The sequence below is a fragment of the Amycolatopsis sp. WAC 01375 genome (genome assembly GCF_003947325.1).
Classification (GTDB): Bacteria; Actinomycetota; Actinomycetes; order Mycobacteriales; family Pseudonocardiaceae; genus Amycolatopsis.
In genome coordinates, this window is the sequence record NZ_QHHW01000019.1 from 18,677 (window position 1) to 34,306 (window position 15,630).

Annotated in this window: 14 protein-coding genes; 9 read left to right on the forward strand and 5 right to left on the reverse strand. The window is 69.2% G+C overall.

Annotated elements, in window-relative coordinates:
• Positions 1 to 58: 58 nt before the first annotated feature.
• From DL991_RS09655 to DL991_RS09675, 5 genes are all read left to right on the forward strand, one after another.
• The gene (locus tag DL991_RS09655) at positions 59 to 3,157 is read left to right on the forward strand and encodes a CBM35 domain-containing protein (protein ID WP_125783157.1); all 3,099 of its coding nucleotides are present in this window, start codon (positions 59 to 61) and stop codon (positions 3,155 to 3,157) included.
• A 117-nt stretch (positions 3,158 to 3,274) separates the two neighbouring features.
• A complete protein-coding gene (locus tag DL991_RS09660) occupies positions 3,275 to 3,679 on the forward strand; it encodes a helix-turn-helix transcriptional regulator (RefSeq protein WP_198941864.1) in 405 nt (134 codons plus the stop codon).
• A gap of 5 nt (positions 3,680 to 3,684) precedes the next feature.
• Positions 3,685 to 4,080 (forward strand): VOC family protein, encoded by a 396-nt coding sequence (locus DL991_RS09665; protein ID WP_125783159.1) that lies wholly within the window; start codon positions 3,685 to 3,687, stop codon positions 4,078 to 4,080.
• A 40-nt stretch (positions 4,081 to 4,120) separates the two neighbouring features.
• On the forward strand, positions 4,121 to 5,989 hold the full coding sequence (locus DL991_RS09670; RefSeq protein ID WP_199753894.1) for a Na+/H+ antiporter: 1,869 nt from the start codon (positions 4,121 to 4,123) through the stop codon (positions 5,987 to 5,989).
• Positions 5,990 to 6,008: 19 nt separating this feature from the next.
• Positions 6,009 to 6,695: a histidine phosphatase family protein gene (locus tag DL991_RS09675; protein ID WP_125783161.1), complete on the forward strand. Its 687-nt coding sequence runs from the start codon at positions 6,009 to 6,011 to the stop codon at positions 6,693 to 6,695.
• Here the strand turns inward: DL991_RS09675 and DL991_RS09680 are convergent.
• The 3 genes from DL991_RS09680 to DL991_RS09690 form a co-directional block, all read right to left on the reverse strand.
• Positions 6,658 to 7,425, reverse strand: a complete 768-nt coding sequence (locus DL991_RS09680) for an ABC transporter permease (protein ID WP_125783163.1) — start codon at positions 7,423 to 7,425, stop codon at positions 6,658 to 6,660. The two genes, DL991_RS09675 and DL991_RS09680, sit on opposite strands and share 38 nt — an antisense overlap.
• Positions 7,426 to 7,451: 26 nt before the next feature.
• Positions 7,452 to 7,940 carry an MmpS family transport accessory protein gene (locus tag DL991_RS09685; protein WP_125783165.1) on the reverse strand — a complete coding sequence of 163 codons (489 nt, stop codon included), beginning with the start codon at positions 7,938 to 7,940 and terminating at the stop codon, positions 7,452 to 7,454.
• Between the two features lie 201 nt (positions 7,941 to 8,141).
• Entirely contained in the window at positions 8,142 to 8,546 is a 405-nt protein-coding gene (locus DL991_RS09690) for an NUDIX domain-containing protein (RefSeq protein WP_125783167.1), read from the reverse strand.
• Between the two features lie 30 nt (positions 8,547 to 8,576).
• Between DL991_RS09690 and DL991_RS09695 the strand changes: the two genes are divergently transcribed.
• Positions 8,577 to 9,269 (forward strand): helix-turn-helix domain-containing protein, encoded by a 693-nt coding sequence (locus DL991_RS09695; RefSeq protein WP_233598757.1) that lies wholly within the window; start codon positions 8,577 to 8,579, stop codon positions 9,267 to 9,269.
• On the opposite strand, the gene DL991_RS09700 is transcribed toward DL991_RS09695, so the two are convergent.
• Complete coding sequence (locus DL991_RS09700) at positions 9,200 to 10,723, reverse strand: FGGY-family carbohydrate kinase (protein ID WP_125783169.1); 1,524 nt, start codon at positions 10,721 to 10,723, stop codon at positions 9,200 to 9,202. The two genes, DL991_RS09695 and DL991_RS09700, sit on opposite strands and share 70 nt — an antisense overlap.
• 114 nt (positions 10,724 to 10,837) lie before the next feature.
• Between DL991_RS09700 and DL991_RS09705 the strand changes: the two genes are divergently transcribed.
• The 3 genes from DL991_RS09705 to DL991_RS09715 all read left to right on the forward strand — a co-directional run bounded on the left by DL991_RS09705 (position 10,838) and on the right by DL991_RS09715 (position 13,584).
• Complete coding sequence (locus DL991_RS09705) at positions 10,838 to 11,818, forward strand: LacI family DNA-binding transcriptional regulator (protein ID WP_125783171.1); 981 nt, start codon at positions 10,838 to 10,840, stop codon at positions 11,816 to 11,818.
• A gap of 333 nt (positions 11,819 to 12,151) precedes the next feature.
• Positions 12,152 to 12,733: a DNA-binding protein gene (locus DL991_RS09710; protein ID WP_125783173.1), complete on the forward strand. Its 582-nt coding sequence runs from the start codon at positions 12,152 to 12,154 to the stop codon at positions 12,731 to 12,733.
• Between the two features lie 194 nt (positions 12,734 to 12,927).
• Complete coding sequence (locus DL991_RS09715; RefSeq protein WP_007028108.1) at positions 12,928 to 13,584, forward strand: RES family NAD+ phosphorylase; 657 nt, start codon at positions 12,928 to 12,930, stop codon at positions 13,582 to 13,584.
• Positions 13,585 to 13,663: 79 nt separating this feature from the next.
• On the opposite strand, the gene DL991_RS09720 is transcribed toward DL991_RS09715, so the two are convergent.
• Positions 13,664 to 15,625 (reverse strand): S9 family peptidase, encoded by a 1,962-nt coding sequence (locus DL991_RS09720; RefSeq protein WP_125783175.1) that lies wholly within the window; start codon positions 15,623 to 15,625, stop codon positions 13,664 to 13,666.
• Positions 15,626 to 15,630: the final 5 nt, after the last annotated feature.

Here is a 15,630-nt window from a genome sequence, read left to right on the forward strand (position 1 = left end):
GAACTTTCTTAACGATTTCCGCCCAGGTCCGCCGCCGTGTGCCCAAGGAGGCGCGCTCGTGAGTTTTCGGCAGAAGAGAACACGGATCCCGTTACTGGCCTTGACCGTCACCGCGCTGGCCGCCGCGGTCTGCGGGGTGACCACCGCTCCCGCCGCCACCGGCGCGGAGGTGGCCGTGCCGCTGTCCGTCGGCGCCGCCGCGGGCAACGCCACCCCGATCCCCGGCTACGTGATCCAGTCCTCGGCACAGGTCAGCGACGACTCGGCGGTCTCGAAGCCGGGCTTCCCCACCACCGGCTGGTACCCGGTGTCGTCGCGCTCGACGGTCTACGCCGGATTGCTGCAGAACGGCAAGTACGCCGACCCGTTCTACTCGACGAACATGAAGAACGTCCCGACCGCGCAGTTCGCCGTGCCGTGGTGGTATCGCACGGACCTGAACGTCGAGGACACGTCGTCGCGCACCTACCTCGACTTCAGCGGTGTGCTCTCCAAGGCCGACGTCTGGGTCAACGGCACCAAGATCGCGACGAAGGACCAGGTCAACGGCGCCTACACCCGCCACGACCTGGACATCACCGCGCACGTGCGCCAGGGCGTCAACAGCGTCGCGTTCAAGGTCTACCCCAACGATCCCAACAACGACCTCTCGATGGGCTGGATCGACTGGGCGCAGACCCCGCCGGACCAGAACATGGGCATCGTGCGCGACGTCCTCGTCCGCCGCAGCGGGCCGGTCGCGCTGCGCAGCGCCCACGTGGTCCAGAAGCTGAACTCCTCGCTCGACCACGCCGACCTCACGGTGAAGGCCGACGTCCGCAACGACTCGGCGAACGCGGTGCAGGCCACCGTCGCCGGCACGGTCGCGGGCAAGCCGATCACCCAGACGGTCTCGCTGGCCGCCAAAGAACGCAAGACGGTCACCTTCGGCCTGGTCGGCCTCGACAAGCCGAATCTCTGGTGGCCCGCCGGGATGGGCGGCCAGCACCGGTACGAACTCGACCTGACCGCGAGTGTCGGCGGCACGCCGTCGGACACCTCGAAGTCGAAGTTCGGCGTCCGTGACGTCAAGGCGCCGCTGAACTCCAGTGGCGGACGGCAGTACAGCGTCAACGGCAAACCGTTGCTGATCCGCGGCGGCGGTTACACCCCGGACCTCTTCCTGCGCTGGAGCGAGACCGCGGCGGCCGACAAGCTCAAGTACGTCTTGAACCTCGGACTCAACACGGTCCGGTTGGAAGGCCACATCGAGCCGGACGAGTTCTTCGACATCGCCGACGACCTCGGCGTGCTGACCATGCCGGGCTGGGAATGCTGCGACAAATGGGAAGGGCACGTCAACGGCGAGGAGAAGGGCGAGCCATGGGTCGAGTCGGACTACCCGATCGCCAAGGCTTCGATGTTCTCGGAGGCCGAACGTCTGCGTGACCACCCGAGCGTCATCTCGTTCCACATCGGCAGCGACTTCGCGCCGGACAGGCGGATCGAGCAGGGTTACCTCGACGCGATGAAGGCCGCCGACTTCCAGCTCCCCGTGATCCCGTCGGCGTCGAAGAGGCCGTCCCCGATCACGGGCGCTTCCGGCATGAAGATGAACGGCCCGTACGACTACGTCCCGCCGGTCTACTGGTACGACAAGTCGCAGAAGGATCGCGGCGGCGCGTGGAACTTCAACTCGGAGACCAGCGCCGGCGTCGACATCCCGACGATGGACACGTTGAAGCGGATGATGTCGGCGAGCGAACTGGAAACGATGTGGAAGAACCCATCGGCACCCCAGTACCACCGCTCTTCGTCGACGACGTTCGCGGATCTGAAGCTGTTCGGCAACGCGCTCACCAAGCGCTACGGCGCGCCGGCCGACCTGAACGACTTCGTGCGGAAGGCGCAGCTCGCCCAGTACGAGAACGTCCGCGCGGAGTTCGAATCGCACTCACGCAACTACACCGACTCCACCAACCCGTCGACCGGGTTGATCTACTGGATGCTCAACAGCCCGTGGACTTCGCTGCACTGGCAGCTGTTCGACGCCTACATGGACCAGAACGGCGCCTACTACGGGGCGAAGAAGGCCAATGAGCCGCTGCACATCCAGTATTCGCACGACAATCGCTCGGTCGTGGTGATCAACCAGACGTCGAACGCGGCGAGCGGGCTGACGGCGACCACGAAGCTGTACAACCTCGACGGCACCGAGAAGTACAGCAACACCAAGACCGGCCTGTCGGTCGGCGCGCTGGGCGCCAAGGCCACCGCGGTCACCGTCCCGGCGGTGAGCGGGCTTTCGACGACCTACCTGGCGAAGCTGGTGCTCACCGACTCCTCCGGCAAGGAGGTCAGCCGGAACGTGTACTGGCTCTCCACCAAGGCCGACACGCTGAACTGGGCCGGCAGCGACTGGTACTACACGCCCCAGTCGGGCTACGCCGATCTGTCCGGGCTGAAGAACCTCGGGCAGTCCGCGGTCAGCGCGACGGCGAAGTCGGTCGCCGGTGGCGACGGCACCACCACGACCACCGTGACGCTGAAGAACACCTCGGGCGGCAAGCTCCCGGCGTTCTACGTCGACTCGAAGGTCGTGGACGCCGCGGGCAAGCCGGTGCTCCCGGTGGAGTGGAACGACAACGCGGTGAGCCTGTGGCCGGGTGAAACGACCACACTGACCGCGAAGTACCGCACCGCCGACCTCAAGGGCTCCAAGCCTTCGGTGCGGGTCTCGGGCTGGAACACCGGCACGCAGACCGTTCCGGCCGACGGGTCGGGCCCCGGTCCTGGCAACCCGGTCGACTACCAGGCGGAGGACGCCGCGATCGACCAGGGCGCGGTCGAGTCGAACCACGCCGGGTTCACCGGCACCGGGTTCGTCAACTACGACAACGTCGCGGGCAGCTCGGTCGAGTGGACGGTGAACGTGCCGGCCGCGGGCACCTACGACGTGGTCGTCCGCTACGCCAACGGGACGACGGCGAACCGGCCGCTCGACTTCTCGGTCAACGGCACGATCAGCGCGTCCGGTGTCGGCTTCGGCGGCACCGGGGCTTGGCCGAACTGGACGACCAGAACCGTCAAGGTGACACTGGCGGCGGGAGTGAACAAGATCAGGGCGGTCGCCACCACGGCGAACGGCGGCCCCAATATCGACAAGATCACCCTCTAGACCGGGAGTCGCCTGAGGCCCCCTTCGCCGCCTGGCGAAGGGGGCCTTTCCCGTACTCGCGTGGGTTACGCTTTCCGGGTGACCGGCAAACCCGACCCGCGCCTGCGGGACCTCGCGATGCTGCGCCGTGTCCGCGACCGGATCGATCGCGACTACGCGCAGCCCTTGGACGTCGAGGCGCTGGCCCGCGGCGTGCACGTCTCCGCTGGGCACCTGAGCCGCGAATTCCGGGCCGCGTACGGCGAATCGCCCTACAGCTACCTGATGACCCGCCGGATCGAGCGGGCCATGATGCTGCTGCGCCGCGGGGACATGTCAGTCACCGAAGTGTGCTTCGACGTCGGTTTCTCGTCGCTGGGCACCTTCAGCACGCGGTTCTCCGAACTGGTCGGCATCTCGCCGAGCGCGTACCGCAAACAGGCGGCGGAGGACGGCCGCGGCATGCCCGGCTGCGTCGTCAAACAGGTCATGCGACCGATCAGGAATCGAGAAGCGACCCCGCCGCGCGCCGACCTACCTTGAGTCGCATGACCCTCTCGATTCGAGCGTCCTACCTCCCCGCGGACGATCTCGAAGCTTCACTTTCCTTCTATCGCGACATCCTGGGCTTCGAAGTGCGTGCCGAAAGCCCGCTCCAGGCCACGGTCGGCCCGCCAGGGCAGCCGGAGACGTCGCTCGTGCTCCATCCCCCGGCCGACGGCCCGGAGATCACCGGCGAGGAACGCGCCGCGATCGCCGAACTGATGGCCAAGGGCGTCCACGGGATCGTCGTGCTGTCCACCCCGGATCTGATCGGGACCTTCGACCGGGTCCAGGCGGCGGGTGCGGACGTCGTCCAAGAACCGATGAAGCAGTCCTACGGCGCCTTCGACTGCTCTTTCCGTGACCCGGCGGGCAATCTGGTGCGGTTCGAGGAGCGGTAACCCGGGCTCGGTGCGCGCGCACCGAGGCTTCCGGGTGATGATGAGCGGCGTGGAGATCGCGGTAGAACTCGTGGCATTGGTCGTGGCCGTCCTCCTGGTCACCGCCGCGGCGCGGAAACTCGACTGGTCGGCGCCCCTGTGCCTGATCGCGGTCGGGGTCGTCGCCTCGTACGTGCCGGGCGTCCCGGAGTACGAACTGGATCCGGAGGTCGTGCTGCTGGGGCTGCTGCCCCCGCTGCTGTACGCCACCGCGATCCGCACCTCGCTGATCGACTTCCGCCGCAACCGCGGGCCGATCCTGCTGCTCTCGGTGGGGCTCGTCATCTTCACCACGGCCGCGGTCGGTGTCGTGGCGTGGCTGGTGATCCCCGGCCTGCCGCTGGCCGCCGGGCTCGCGATCGGCGCGGTGGTCGCGCCGCCCGACGCGGTCGCCGCCAGCGCCGTCGCCCGCAAGGTCGGGATGCCGCGCAAGCTGACCCGGCTCCTGGAGGGCGAGAGCCTGTTCAACGACGCGGCCGCGCTGGTCGCGTTGCGGACCGCCATCGCGGCCATCGCCGGTTCGGTGAGCCTGCTGCAGGTCGGCGGGGACTTCCTGCTCGCCGCCGGTGGCGGGCTGGTGATCGGGTTCGCCGTCGGCGCGCTCGCCGCGCTGATCCGCACCCGGCTCGAAGATCCGGTCACCGACACCGCGCTGTCGTTGGTGGTTCCGTTCGTCGCCTATCTGGCCGCCGAGGCGATCCACGGTTCCGGCGTGATCGCCGTGGTCGTCGCGGGGCTGATCCTCGGGCACAAGGCGCCGAGCATGCTATCGGGCCGCTCCCGGCTGGCCAGCAGGCTGAACTGGCAGACCATCCAGTTCCTGCTGGAGAACATCGTCTTCCTGCTGATCGGGCTCCAGGTCCGCCGGATCATGTCCGAGGTCGGCGACAGCGGGCTGACCGCGCTGGAACTGGTCCTGATCTGTGCCGCCACCCTCGCCGCGACCATCGTCACCCGGATCATCTGGATGGCGGGCATCGGCCTGGCACGGCGGCTGTTCGGCCGTCACGCCTGGCCGTGGCGGTACTCGGCGGTGATCGCGTGGGCGGGGATGCGCGGGGTCGTCACGCTCGCGGCGGCGTTCGTGCTGCCCGCGGACACCCCGCAGCGTGCCGTACTGGTGCTGGTCGCGTTCGTCGTCGTGGCGGGAACGCTGCTGCTGCACGGGACGACGCTGCCGGTGCTGGTCCGCCGCCTGAAACTGCCGCCGCCCGATCCGGCCGTGGACGCGCTGCAGGAGGCGGCCGTCCTCCACGACATGACCAGGGCCGCGCTCGAAGAGCTTGAGAAGATCCGGACTCCCGAAGACCCGGAAGACATCGTCGAACGCCTGCGCAGCCGTCTCCAGCACCGCTCGGACTCGGCTTGGGAGGAGCTCGGCAGGCAGAGCACGCTGACCGAAACCCCGAGCGACGCCTATCGGCGGCTGCGGTTGCGGCTGCTCGAGGTCGAACGGGAGAAGTTCCTGGAGGCGCGTGACTCCGGGATGGCCGATGATGATGTCCTGCGCCGGATCCTCGAACGCCTCGACATCGAGGAATCCATGCTGGACAGGGAGGAGGAGACCGTGCCGGACTCCGATCGGGAACTGCGCACCCCCGCCGCGACTGCGGGATCCTGCAAACATCTGACCAAGAGTTGGCCAGAAGTCCAGCCCAATGCGCCCGACGAATGCGCCGTCTGCGTCGAGAAGGGGATGACCTGGGTGCATCTGCGGGAATGCGTCAAATGCGGGAACGTCGCCTGCTGCGACTCCTCACCGGGCAAGCACGCGACCGAGCACTTCCACGACAGCCTGCACCCGGTGATGCGCAGCCACGAACCCGGCGAGACCTGGCGCTGGTGCTTCGTGGACAAACAGCTGGGGTGAATCGGTATCGTCGGCGGACATGAGCACCCCTGAGCAGGAAGTCGAATACCGCCAGCACCGGTTCTCACCCCCGCCCGGCGCGACCGAGATCTTCCTTGTCCGCCACGGAGAATCGGCCCCCGCGAAGGGCAGCACGCCGTTCGACCTCGTCGACGGGCAGGCCGATCCGGACCTCGCGCCGGAGGGCAGGGACCACGCCGAGCGGGTGGGCCGCCGTCTGGCGGACGAGCGGATCTCCGCGTTGTACGTGACGACACTGCGCCGGACGCCGCAGACCGCGGCACCGTTGGCGGCGAAGCTCGGGCTCACGCCGGAGGTCGAGCCGGACCTGAGGGAGATCCACCTCGGCGACTGGGAGAACGGGCTTTTCCGGCGCTACACCCACGAAGGCCACCCGATCGTCGAGCAGCTGTGGCGCGAGCAGCGCTGGGACGTCATCCCGGGCGCGGAGACGATGGAGTCGTTCGGCGGCCGGATCAGGGGCGCCATCGGCAGGCTCGCGGCGGCCAATCCGGACCGGAGGATCGCCGTGTTCACCCACGGCGGCGTCATCGGCGAGGTCTTCGCGCAGGCCAGCGCCGCGAAGGACCGATTCGCGTTCCTCGGCGCGGACAACGGCTCGATCTCCCATCTGGTGGTGTCGGGCGACGACTGGATGGTGCGCCGGTTCAACGACACGTCGCATCTTCAGTCGCCTTTCGGCTGATCCGGCCGGCCGCGACCAGGTGCACGACGACCAGCACCGCCACGGCCTCCGCGGCCAGTAGCCCGATGAGCACCAGCACCTGGGTCACCCCGGCCTGCACCGGCCCGGCGCCACCGAGGAGGACACCGACGTAGGCGCCGGGCAAGGTCACCAGGCCGACCGTCCGGGTCTGGTCGAGAGCGGGGATCAGCGCCTGCCCCGCCGAGGGGCGGCAGATCTCCAGCGCGGCCGGGCGGCGCAGGAATCCCAGCGCCAGCGCGGCTTCGTACTCGCCGTGCCGGGACACGAGTTCGTCCAGGGCACGCCGGGCCGCCTGGGAGGTCGCGGACATCGCGCCGCCGATGACGATGCCGGCGATCGGCACGACCGCGATGGGCCGCCACGGGACCACCCCGGTCGCGAGTACGAGCGTCAGCACCGGCACCACACCGGACGCGATGGCGAGCGCGACCCACGCCAGGTCCTTCGCCACCCCGATCCGGCGTGCGGAGGTGACCGCCGCGATCGCGAACATCAGCAGCACGAAACCGCCGGTCAACCAGCCCGATTCGAGGATCCCGACGATCACCAGCGACACGGCGGCGAGCTGCACGACGGCGCGCGCGGCCGCGAACAGCACCGCCTTGCCCTGTCCCAGCCGCCCGAACTGCACCACGGCCGCGCCGAAGATCGCCAGCACGGCCAGGACCACGGCGAGCACCGGGCCGAACGCGATCGCACCATCCGTCATGCGGATGATCCTGCCGCAGGGCCGGGTCAGGCCGTGCAGGTCACCGAAGCGCCCGCGGCGGGGGCGGTGCGGTCGCTGACGACCTCACCGTCGACGAGGATCCGGCATCGCAGCGCACCGCTGCCCGACCCCTGCGCGGAGACGCTGTAGAACTCGTCGCGGCCTTCTTGGCTCTCGCGCTCGAAGGTGGTGCTCCACGGCGCCGTCACCTCGGTCTTCTGCATGAGTTCCGAGCCCTGCGCGACGTAGGTGACGTTCTGGGCGCCCTTCGCGCCGGAAAGTTCGTAGACGACCGAGTGGAGCACGGTGCGCACGGCGGCCGCGGCCTGTTCGACCTGCGGCACGGGCGGGCTCTGCACCGGCCGCGACGAGGCCTTCGGCAGCACGTAACCGGTCAGCGTGACGGCGACGGCCATCACCCCCAGCACGACCACGACCGTCCCCAGCGGCTTCAGCCTGCCGGGGGCACCCTGCCCCGGCGCCGATGCCGGAGGGGTCACGGTGGGAACACCCATGGAGAGGTCTTCTCTCGTCCGAGCGCACTCCCGTCGAGTGCGTCGACTACTTCTCGTTCGAAGGTGACTCCGCGTTAGCCGTTATCGGGAAGAAACCCGATATTCACCCTATTGGGTGTCCTAGTGAGTGGACAGTGCCTGGTCATGGGGCGATCAGCGTAAACGCAGTGAGCCGAACAGCTCACTTTGAGTGATCCGGACTCAGTCGACGAGACCCGCGTCGGCGAGCAGACCGAGCACCCGCCTGCCCGCCGGCGGGCAGCGGTGCGCGTCGGCCGAGGACAGCCAGGCGGACTCCGCGATCTCGCGGCCGGGCGCGGGCTCCCCGCGATGGTCGGCGGTGTAACAGGTCATGCGGACGCGGCGGCCGTCCGCGTAGCCGTCGGCCTGCTCGTTCAGCACCGCGAAGAAGCGGAAGCTCCGCGGGTCGAGCTCGACGCCGAGTTCTTCCCTGATCTCCCGGCACAGCCCGGCGACGTCGCCCTCTCCCGGCTCACGTTTGCCTCCCGGCAGGTAGAACTTGGCCTTTCCCTCGGTCCGCACCGACAGCAGGCGGCGGTCGCGGACGTGGATCCAGGCCAGTGAATCGATCTCTCCCTCGGGCATGTCCTGATTCTGTCGTAGCCCGGGTGCATCATGGCAACCGTGTATCGGGAGACGACGGCACCCGGCGAGCTGGGCGGCGTTTTGCGCTGCCTGTGGGAAGACGCGGGCGAGGCGCCGAAGCGGATCGTGCCCGACGGCTGCGTGGACCTCGTGGAATGCGGCGGCGAGGTCTTCGTCGCCGGGCCGGACACCACGGCCTGGACCTGGGAGACGCCGCTAGGCGCCAAGGCTCGCGGCGTGCGGTTCGCGCCCGGCAGGGCGGGCGACGTCCTGGGGCTGGGCGCCGACGAACTGCGCGATCAGCGTGTTCCTCTCGGTGACCTGTGGGGCGGGGAAGGCGAACTGCTGGCCGAGCGAGTGCTCTCCGGCGCCGCTTCGCTGACCGACGTCGTCGGGGAACGCCGGGCGGGACGAGCCGACCGGGAGATCGCGGCGTTGATCGCCAGGCTGGACAGCGGCGTTCCCCGCGTTTCGGCCGCGCTGGAGCGCTTCACCACCGGGGAACGGCAGTTGCGGCGGCGGTTCACTCTCGCGGTCGGCTACGGCCCGGCGACGTACCTGCGCGTCAGCCGGTTCCAACGCGCCATCGGCCTCGCGGAAACGGCGCCGGATCTCGCCTCGCTGGCGTACTCGGCGGGCTACGCCGATCAAGCTCATTTGAGCCGGGATTGCCGGGAGTTCTCCGGAGTGAAGGCGAGCGAATTCTTCCGAGCCAGGAAGTGAGCGATGTCCACTGTGGACTGGTACAGGGCTCGGTAGTGCGGGTAGAACTCGTCGTAGACATCGGCGTCCGCGCTCGGGCGGACGATCTCGGCGACGGGGTTCCAGGCTTCGATATCCGGTTCGCGCCCGATGGCGAAGGACGCGAGGACGGCGTCACCGAACGCGGCGCCGATGGTCTCCGCGGGGATCTCCTGCTCGATCCGCGCGACGTCGCTGACGATCCGCGTCCACACGCCGCCCCGCGTCCCACCGCCGACGGCGACGAACCGGCGAGTCCCGCCACCGGCTTCCCGCATGGCTTCGAGGTTGTGCCGCACCCCGTACGCCGTGCCTTCCAGCGCCGCGCGATACAGATCGGCACGACCATGGGAAGTCGTGAGCCCGGCGATGATGCCCCTCGCGTCCGGATCCGGCACGGGTGTCCGTTCTCCCGCGAAATACGGCAGCAACAGCAAACCGCGGCTGCCCGCCGGGACCTCGCCCGCCGCCGCGGCCAGTTCCCCGAAGTCGCCGACGACGAGGTCCCGCAGCCAGTCGGTGATCGCGCCGGACGTGGCCATCCCCGCCGCGAGCGAATAGGTGCCGGGGAAAGCACCGCGGGTCGCCCACAACCCCGGCGCGGGACGGGGATCGGCGAGCGTCTGGATGAGGAACATCGTGGTGCCGTACATGAGCATCGTGTCCCCGGGCGCGGTGACACCGACGCTGGTCGCTTCGGCCCAGGCGTCCACCGTGCCCGCCGTCACCGGGATTCCTTGCGGCAGGCCGGTTTCCGCGGCCGCTTCGGCGGTGACCGAGCCGACCACCTCGGTCGGCCACGCGAGCCTTGGCAACTCGACGCCGGGGGCGATCGCGGCGACCCGGTCCGGCGCCCAGCGGGCCTCGCGCAGGTCGTACATCGGGTCGCATTGGCTCGCGGAATGATGGTCGAGGACGTATTCACCGGTCAGCCTCAGCACGAGGAACGAACTCGCCATCAGGAAGAGTTCCGCCCGTTCGAACACCTCCGGCTCGTTCTTGGCGAGCCAGCGCCATTTCGGCCCGACGGCCTGTGAGCCGAGTGCGCTCCCGCCGCGTTCCACAATGGATTCTTCGCCGAATTCCCGGTTCAGTTCGCGGATTTCGTCGAATGCGCGGGTGTCGACGCCGTAAAGGATCGCCGGGCGCAACGGTTTCCCGGAAGCGTCGGCAGGCAACAGCACCGGCCCGATCCCGCTGACCGACACTCCGATGATGGGATGATCCCCGGCGCCCGCGGAAAGTTCTCTTGTCAGCGCCAGGAAATCCTGCCACCACACGGTTTCGGCGTCGTGTTCGTACCAGCCTGGCCGGGGCCGGGAAGTGTCGTGTGATTTGGAAGCCCGCACCACCACGGTGCCCCGGGAATCGACGAGGACGCCTTTGGAACTCGAAGTGCCGATGTCGATGCCGAGCACCAGGCCCGGGTCCCCCACGGCACGTCCTCACTTTCGAGCGCGAGTAGCGCGATCAGCGGATGGTAACGATTGTCGGCCAAGCTATTCTTCCCGTGCGAAGGTGTCAAGACACCTGCAGAAGGGGAGGTCACGGTGGCCACCATCAACGACGTGGCGGCGAAGGCCGGGGTTTCGACGGCGACCGTGTCGAGAACACTCAACGGGAAGTCCACTGTGGACCCGGTACTCGCGGCACGGGTGCAGGCGGCCGCCGCGGAACTGGGCTATCACCCGAACGGGCTCGCGAGGAATCTGCGCCGTCAGGAGACCGCGGTGCTCGCGCTCATCATCTCCGACGTGGAGAACCCGTTCTTCACCGCGATCGCCCGCGGCGTGGAGGACATCGCGCAGACCGCGGGCTATTCGGTGGTGCTGTGCAACGCCGACGACAACGAGGAGAAGGAACGGCGCTACATCGACGTCGCCCTCCAAGAGCGGGTCGCCGGCGTGGTGCTCTCCCCCACCGGCCGGGCCACCAACGTCGACCGGCTGACCGAGCGCGGCACGCCCGTGGTCGCCGTCGACCGGCCGCTGCTGAAGTACACCGGCGACCAAGTGCTGGTCGACACCCGGCTCGCCGCCCGCGACGCCACGCGGCACCTGATCGACGGCGGGTACCGGCGCGTCGCCTGTGTCAGTGGGCCCGCCGGGGTGCGCACGGCCGAAGACCGGCTGGCGGGCTACACCGACGCCGTCGGCGAGGAGAACGCCCTCACCCGGCGGGCCGAATTCCGCGCCGAGGGCGGCAGGCTCGCCGCGCTCAGCCTGCTCGACGAATCCGAGCCGCCGGACGCGCTGCTGGTCGGCAACAGCACGATGGCGATCGGTGTTCTCGAGGCGTTGGCCGCACGCGGCCTGCGCTCGGGGCAGGACGTGGGGATCGTGTCGTTCGACGACGCGCCGTGGACGACACTGATCGACCCGCCACTGACGGTGGTCGCCCAGCCCGCGAACGAGGTGGGCAGGGTCGCCGCCGAACTGCTGCTCGCCCGGATCGGCGACAGCACGCGCAAAGCCACCACGACGACGCTGCAGGCGAAGCTGATCGTGCGCCGGAGTTCACGGCGCGACTGAAACCGGAGATCCCGGTGCACGACGTGCCTGGGCGACCGGTTCGCACCGGCCGCCCAGGAACGCCCCACCCCCTTGTTCCCCCAAGCCGGCCCCACGCCAGCCGGGTTCTCCGAAGCGGTGGGAAGAAATCGTTTACCTTCCGGACGGTAAATTCCTACTTACGACCTGTCAAGCCGAAGCCCTGGACAAGCTCGCCCGACCCCGGCAGACTATGGCGACATTGCCTACTGCGCGTGTTTGATTCCGTGCACTCTGTGTTCATCTCTGGTGAATTCACCCACGAAACCGAGATGAGACCGCACGAACCCGCACAGACGCGTTACCCTAGGCGCTATGTCGATAGCGCTCGAGAACGTTCTCGCCAAGGCGGGCCTCAAGGTCGACGCCAACGAGTTCCTGACCCTCGTCGAGGACGCGGCGCGGAGGCTGACCCCACCGAACCCCGATCCGTCGCATTATTTCTCGGCGGACCAGCGCGCCGCGCTCACCGACGTCGGCCTGGATCTCTCCCCGCGCGACGAGGACGAGCCGGACTTCCGTGCCCGCACGGTCGCCGCGCACGCCGTGCTCGCCGATTCGGCGCTGAGCGTGCTGGAAGCGGCGAAAGCACTGGGCGTGGACGACAGCCGCATCAGACACCGTCTGAAGGAGGGCAGGCTCACCGGCTGGAAGGACCAGGGCTGGCGCTTGCCCGCCTGGCAGTTCGCGGGCTCCGGGGTGCTGCCCGGCCTGGAGGTCGTGCTGCGCGCCGTCCCCGAGGACCAGCCCGCGCTCGTCGTCGCCGCGTTCATGAGCACCCCGCAGGCCGATCTGGTGATCAACGACCATCCCGCCACCCCGCGCCAATGGCTCCTCTCCGGTGGCGATCCCGAGCACGTCGCCAAGCTGGTGGCCATGCTCGGGTCCCCGTTCTGACGGCTTGTCAGCGCCATCGAGCGCGAGCGTGAGTGGTTTGACCAGGTAGCAGCCTGTCGACGCGATCGCGGACGCGGGTTCACCCCCAGACGCTAAGGTGTTCTGCCCGACGACGGAAAATTTCAGTCGGGGGTAGGCCGTAGGCTGACCCCACCGAGCAAGATCACCCGACAAGGACGGACGACTCCCGAGGTATGGCCCGGCTCCCCCTGCCGCCCGCACGCTCTGTCCTGGTCAAGGAGCTGCACCGCACCAACGACGTGGTGACGGTGCACCCCGGCACCAGGCTGGTCAGGATCTTCACCGCGCACGGCAACCACCCCCAGCAGTGGAACTCGTTCCGCTACAGCGGCCCGCTCCCGCACGGCCGCTTCGACCCGCAGACCCCCGGTCGCGGCGGTCGCCCGGTCACCGACCCCGGGAACGGCGTCCTGTACTTCGGCCTCACCGTGCGCACGAGCATCGCGGAGGTCTTCCAGACCACGTCGACGGTCGACCGCAAATCCCGCGGCCCGCGCCTGGTCGTCGTGCGACCGACGCGCACGCTGCGGCTGCTCGACCTCGCCGGCCTGTGGCCGACCCGCGTCGGCGCCTCGCAGGAGATCTCCAGCGGCCCGAAGAAGATCACCCAAGCTTGGGCACGCGCCATCCGCGCCGCCTTCGGCGACCTCGACGGTGTCTGGTACCGGTCGTCCATGGACTCCGGCGGCCCCGCGCTCGCGCTGTGGGACCCGCCTGCCGGGAACTCGTTGCCGGTCGCGCCGGACGTCCTGCTCCCGCTGGACCATCCGGGGCTCGACGTCCCGCTGGGCCGGGTGTGCGAAGAGCTGAACTACACGCTTCTCAGCTGACCTCTCGCGCAATGAAGGGGCCTTTGATAGCAAATTTTGCTATGAAAGGCCCCTTCATTGCGGCCCAGGGACCGAAAGATCAGAGGTGCCGCCCCCACCACTCCAGTACTGCGTCGAACCGCTGCACCCGGTGCCGCGGCAGCCCCGAACGCGTGAGTTCGTGCCCCTCGCCGGGGAACAGCAGGAACTCGGCCGGGACGCCGTTCTGCCGCAGTGCCACGTACATCCGCTGCGCCTGCTCCAGCGGGCATCGCCAGTCCTGTTCGGAGTGCGCGACCATGAACGGGATGTCGATCTTCCCCGCGTAGGTCAGCGGGCTGCGCTTGCGCTGCTCGTCGAGGTCGTCGCCGACGTAACCCCCGGCGAAGAACCAGCCGATGTCGGAACTGCCGACGAACGAGTCCCAGGCGTTGACCGCGCGCTCGCTCCAGGCGGCGCGGAACCGGCCGCCGTGGTGCGCGGCGAGCCAGCTGGTCATGAAACCGCCGTACGAGCCGCCCATGACGCCGACGCGATCACTGTCCAAATTGGACATCTTCAGCGCTTCGTCCAGCAGTGCCAGCAGATCGTCCGCGTCCACCGTGCCGAAGCCGTGGACGATGCTCCGGCCGTGACTTTCGCCGTAGCCCGCGGAACCGCGCGGGTTCCCCAGGATGACGGCGTAGCCCGCTTCCGCGAGCACCTGGGCCTCGTCGAAGACCTTCCATTCGTACGGCGCGAACGGTCCACCGTGGATCATCAAGACCACGGGATGCGGCCCATCGCCCTCGGGCCGGACGATCCAGCCGTGGACCGGGTAGCCGTCGGGCGCGGTCGTGTCCAGTTCCTCCAGCGGCAGGATCCCGTTGTCCCGCAACGTCTTCGAGTAGTCGGTGAGCACGTGGGGACTCTCGTCCGACAGCAGCACGACGTCACCGGAGCTCTCGGGCGTCCCGATCACCGCGGCGATCCGCGTGCCGTCGACGGCGAACGACTTCACCGCCGCGCGCTCGCCCGCCAGGTAGCGCAACGACTTCAGCTCGGCGAGCTCGGCGTCGAGGGGAACGGCGTGCAGTTCGGCGGCGCCGCGGGTGCGGACCACGACGAGGACCTCGTCGCCGAGGACGACCGGAGGGCTTGCCGCGCTGTCGCAGTCCACCGTTTCGACGTCGGTCAGCCGCCGCGCGGGCGAAGGCTCGTCACCGGAAGGCCACGGCGCGTGCCAGAGCCCGGTGTTGCGGGCGACGTCCTCCAGTCCGGGGAATTCGGCCCCGTAGAACAGGATCGAACCGTCCGGGGCGGCGACCGGCCGGTCCGCGGTACCCGGGGTCCGGACCAGCAGCCGGGGCTCGCCACCACCGGCGGGCACGGCGTAGACATCCGTACGAACGGTGTCTTCGGCGGCCCAGTCACGCGGCGCGGTGATCAGGACCTGCTCGCCGTCGACCGTCCACGAGGGATGGTCGACGTCGGCGCGGTCGTCGGTCAGCGGGGTGAGCTCGGCGGGCGCGTCCTCGTCCAGCGCGGCGACCGCGTCCACGACGAACAGACGCTGTGGACGGTCGTTGAGGAAGCCGGCGTCGTCGACCCGGTAGAAGAGATTCGTGATGTGCCGCGGCGCTTCTTCGCCCGGCTCCGGCGTTTCGCCGTCCGCGTTCTCCGTGCCGTAGCGGCCCGGCTCGGGCACGCGGGCCACGAAGGCGATCCGGCGGGAATCAGGGGCCCAGACCGGGGCGCCCGCGCCGAGGGGCAGGTCGGTGATCCGCTTCGTGTCACCCCCGGCCGCGGGGATCACGTGCACCTGTGGCTTGGCCGCGCGCCCGGACCCCTCCCCCGCGCGGAGGAAGGCGACCCACCTGCCGTCCGGGGAGATGGCGGGTGCGGAGTCCTTGGTCCCGTGGGTCCAAGGCCCTTCCCCGCCGCCGCCCTGGTCGACCCTGCGCAGGCCGCCGCGGTAGCTGTTCGTCTTCAGATCAGGCCTGCTCACCGCGGTGAGCAGCAGGTCGCCGCGCAACGCGGGGATGCCGGGGACCGTCAGGGCTTCGATGTCAACGGGACGCACGGCCC

What these genes read in the sequence shown, in the direction of transcription:
- DL991_RS09660 (WP_198941864.1), top strand. Translation starts at nt 3,275, where the DNA reads ATGCTGCGCCGTGTCCGCGACCGGATCGATCGCGACTACGCGCAGCCC.
- DL991_RS09665 (WP_125783159.1), top strand. Translation starts at nt 3,685, where the DNA reads ATGACCCTCTCGATTCGAGCGTCCTACCTCCCCGCGGACGATCTCGAA.
- DL991_RS09670 (WP_199753894.1), top strand. Translation starts at nt 4,121, where the DNA reads ATGAGCGGCGTGGAGATCGCGGTAGAACTCGTGGCATTGGTCGTGGCC.
- DL991_RS09675 (WP_125783161.1), top strand. Translation starts at nt 6,009, where the DNA reads ATGAGCACCCCTGAGCAGGAAGTCGAATACCGCCAGCACCGGTTCTCA.
- DL991_RS09680 (WP_125783163.1), bottom strand. Translation starts at nt 7,425, where the DNA reads ATGACGGATGGTGCGATCGCGTTCGGCCCGGTGCTCGCCGTGGTCCTG.
- DL991_RS09685 (WP_125783165.1), bottom strand. Translation starts at nt 7,940, where the DNA reads ATGGGTGTTCCCACCGTGACCCCTCCGGCATCGGCGCCGGGGCAGGGT.
- DL991_RS09690 (WP_125783167.1), bottom strand. Translation starts at nt 8,546, where the DNA reads ATGCCCGAGGGAGAGATCGATTCACTGGCCTGGATCCACGTCCGCGAC.
- DL991_RS09695 (WP_233598757.1), top strand. Translation starts at nt 8,577, where the DNA reads ATGGCAACCGTGTATCGGGAGACGACGGCACCCGGCGAGCTGGGCGGC.
- DL991_RS09710 (WP_125783173.1), top strand. Translation starts at nt 12,152, where the DNA reads ATGTCGATAGCGCTCGAGAACGTTCTCGCCAAGGCGGGCCTCAAGGTC.
- DL991_RS09715 (WP_007028108.1), top strand. Translation starts at nt 12,928, where the DNA reads ATGGCCCGGCTCCCCCTGCCGCCCGCACGCTCTGTCCTGGTCAAGGAG.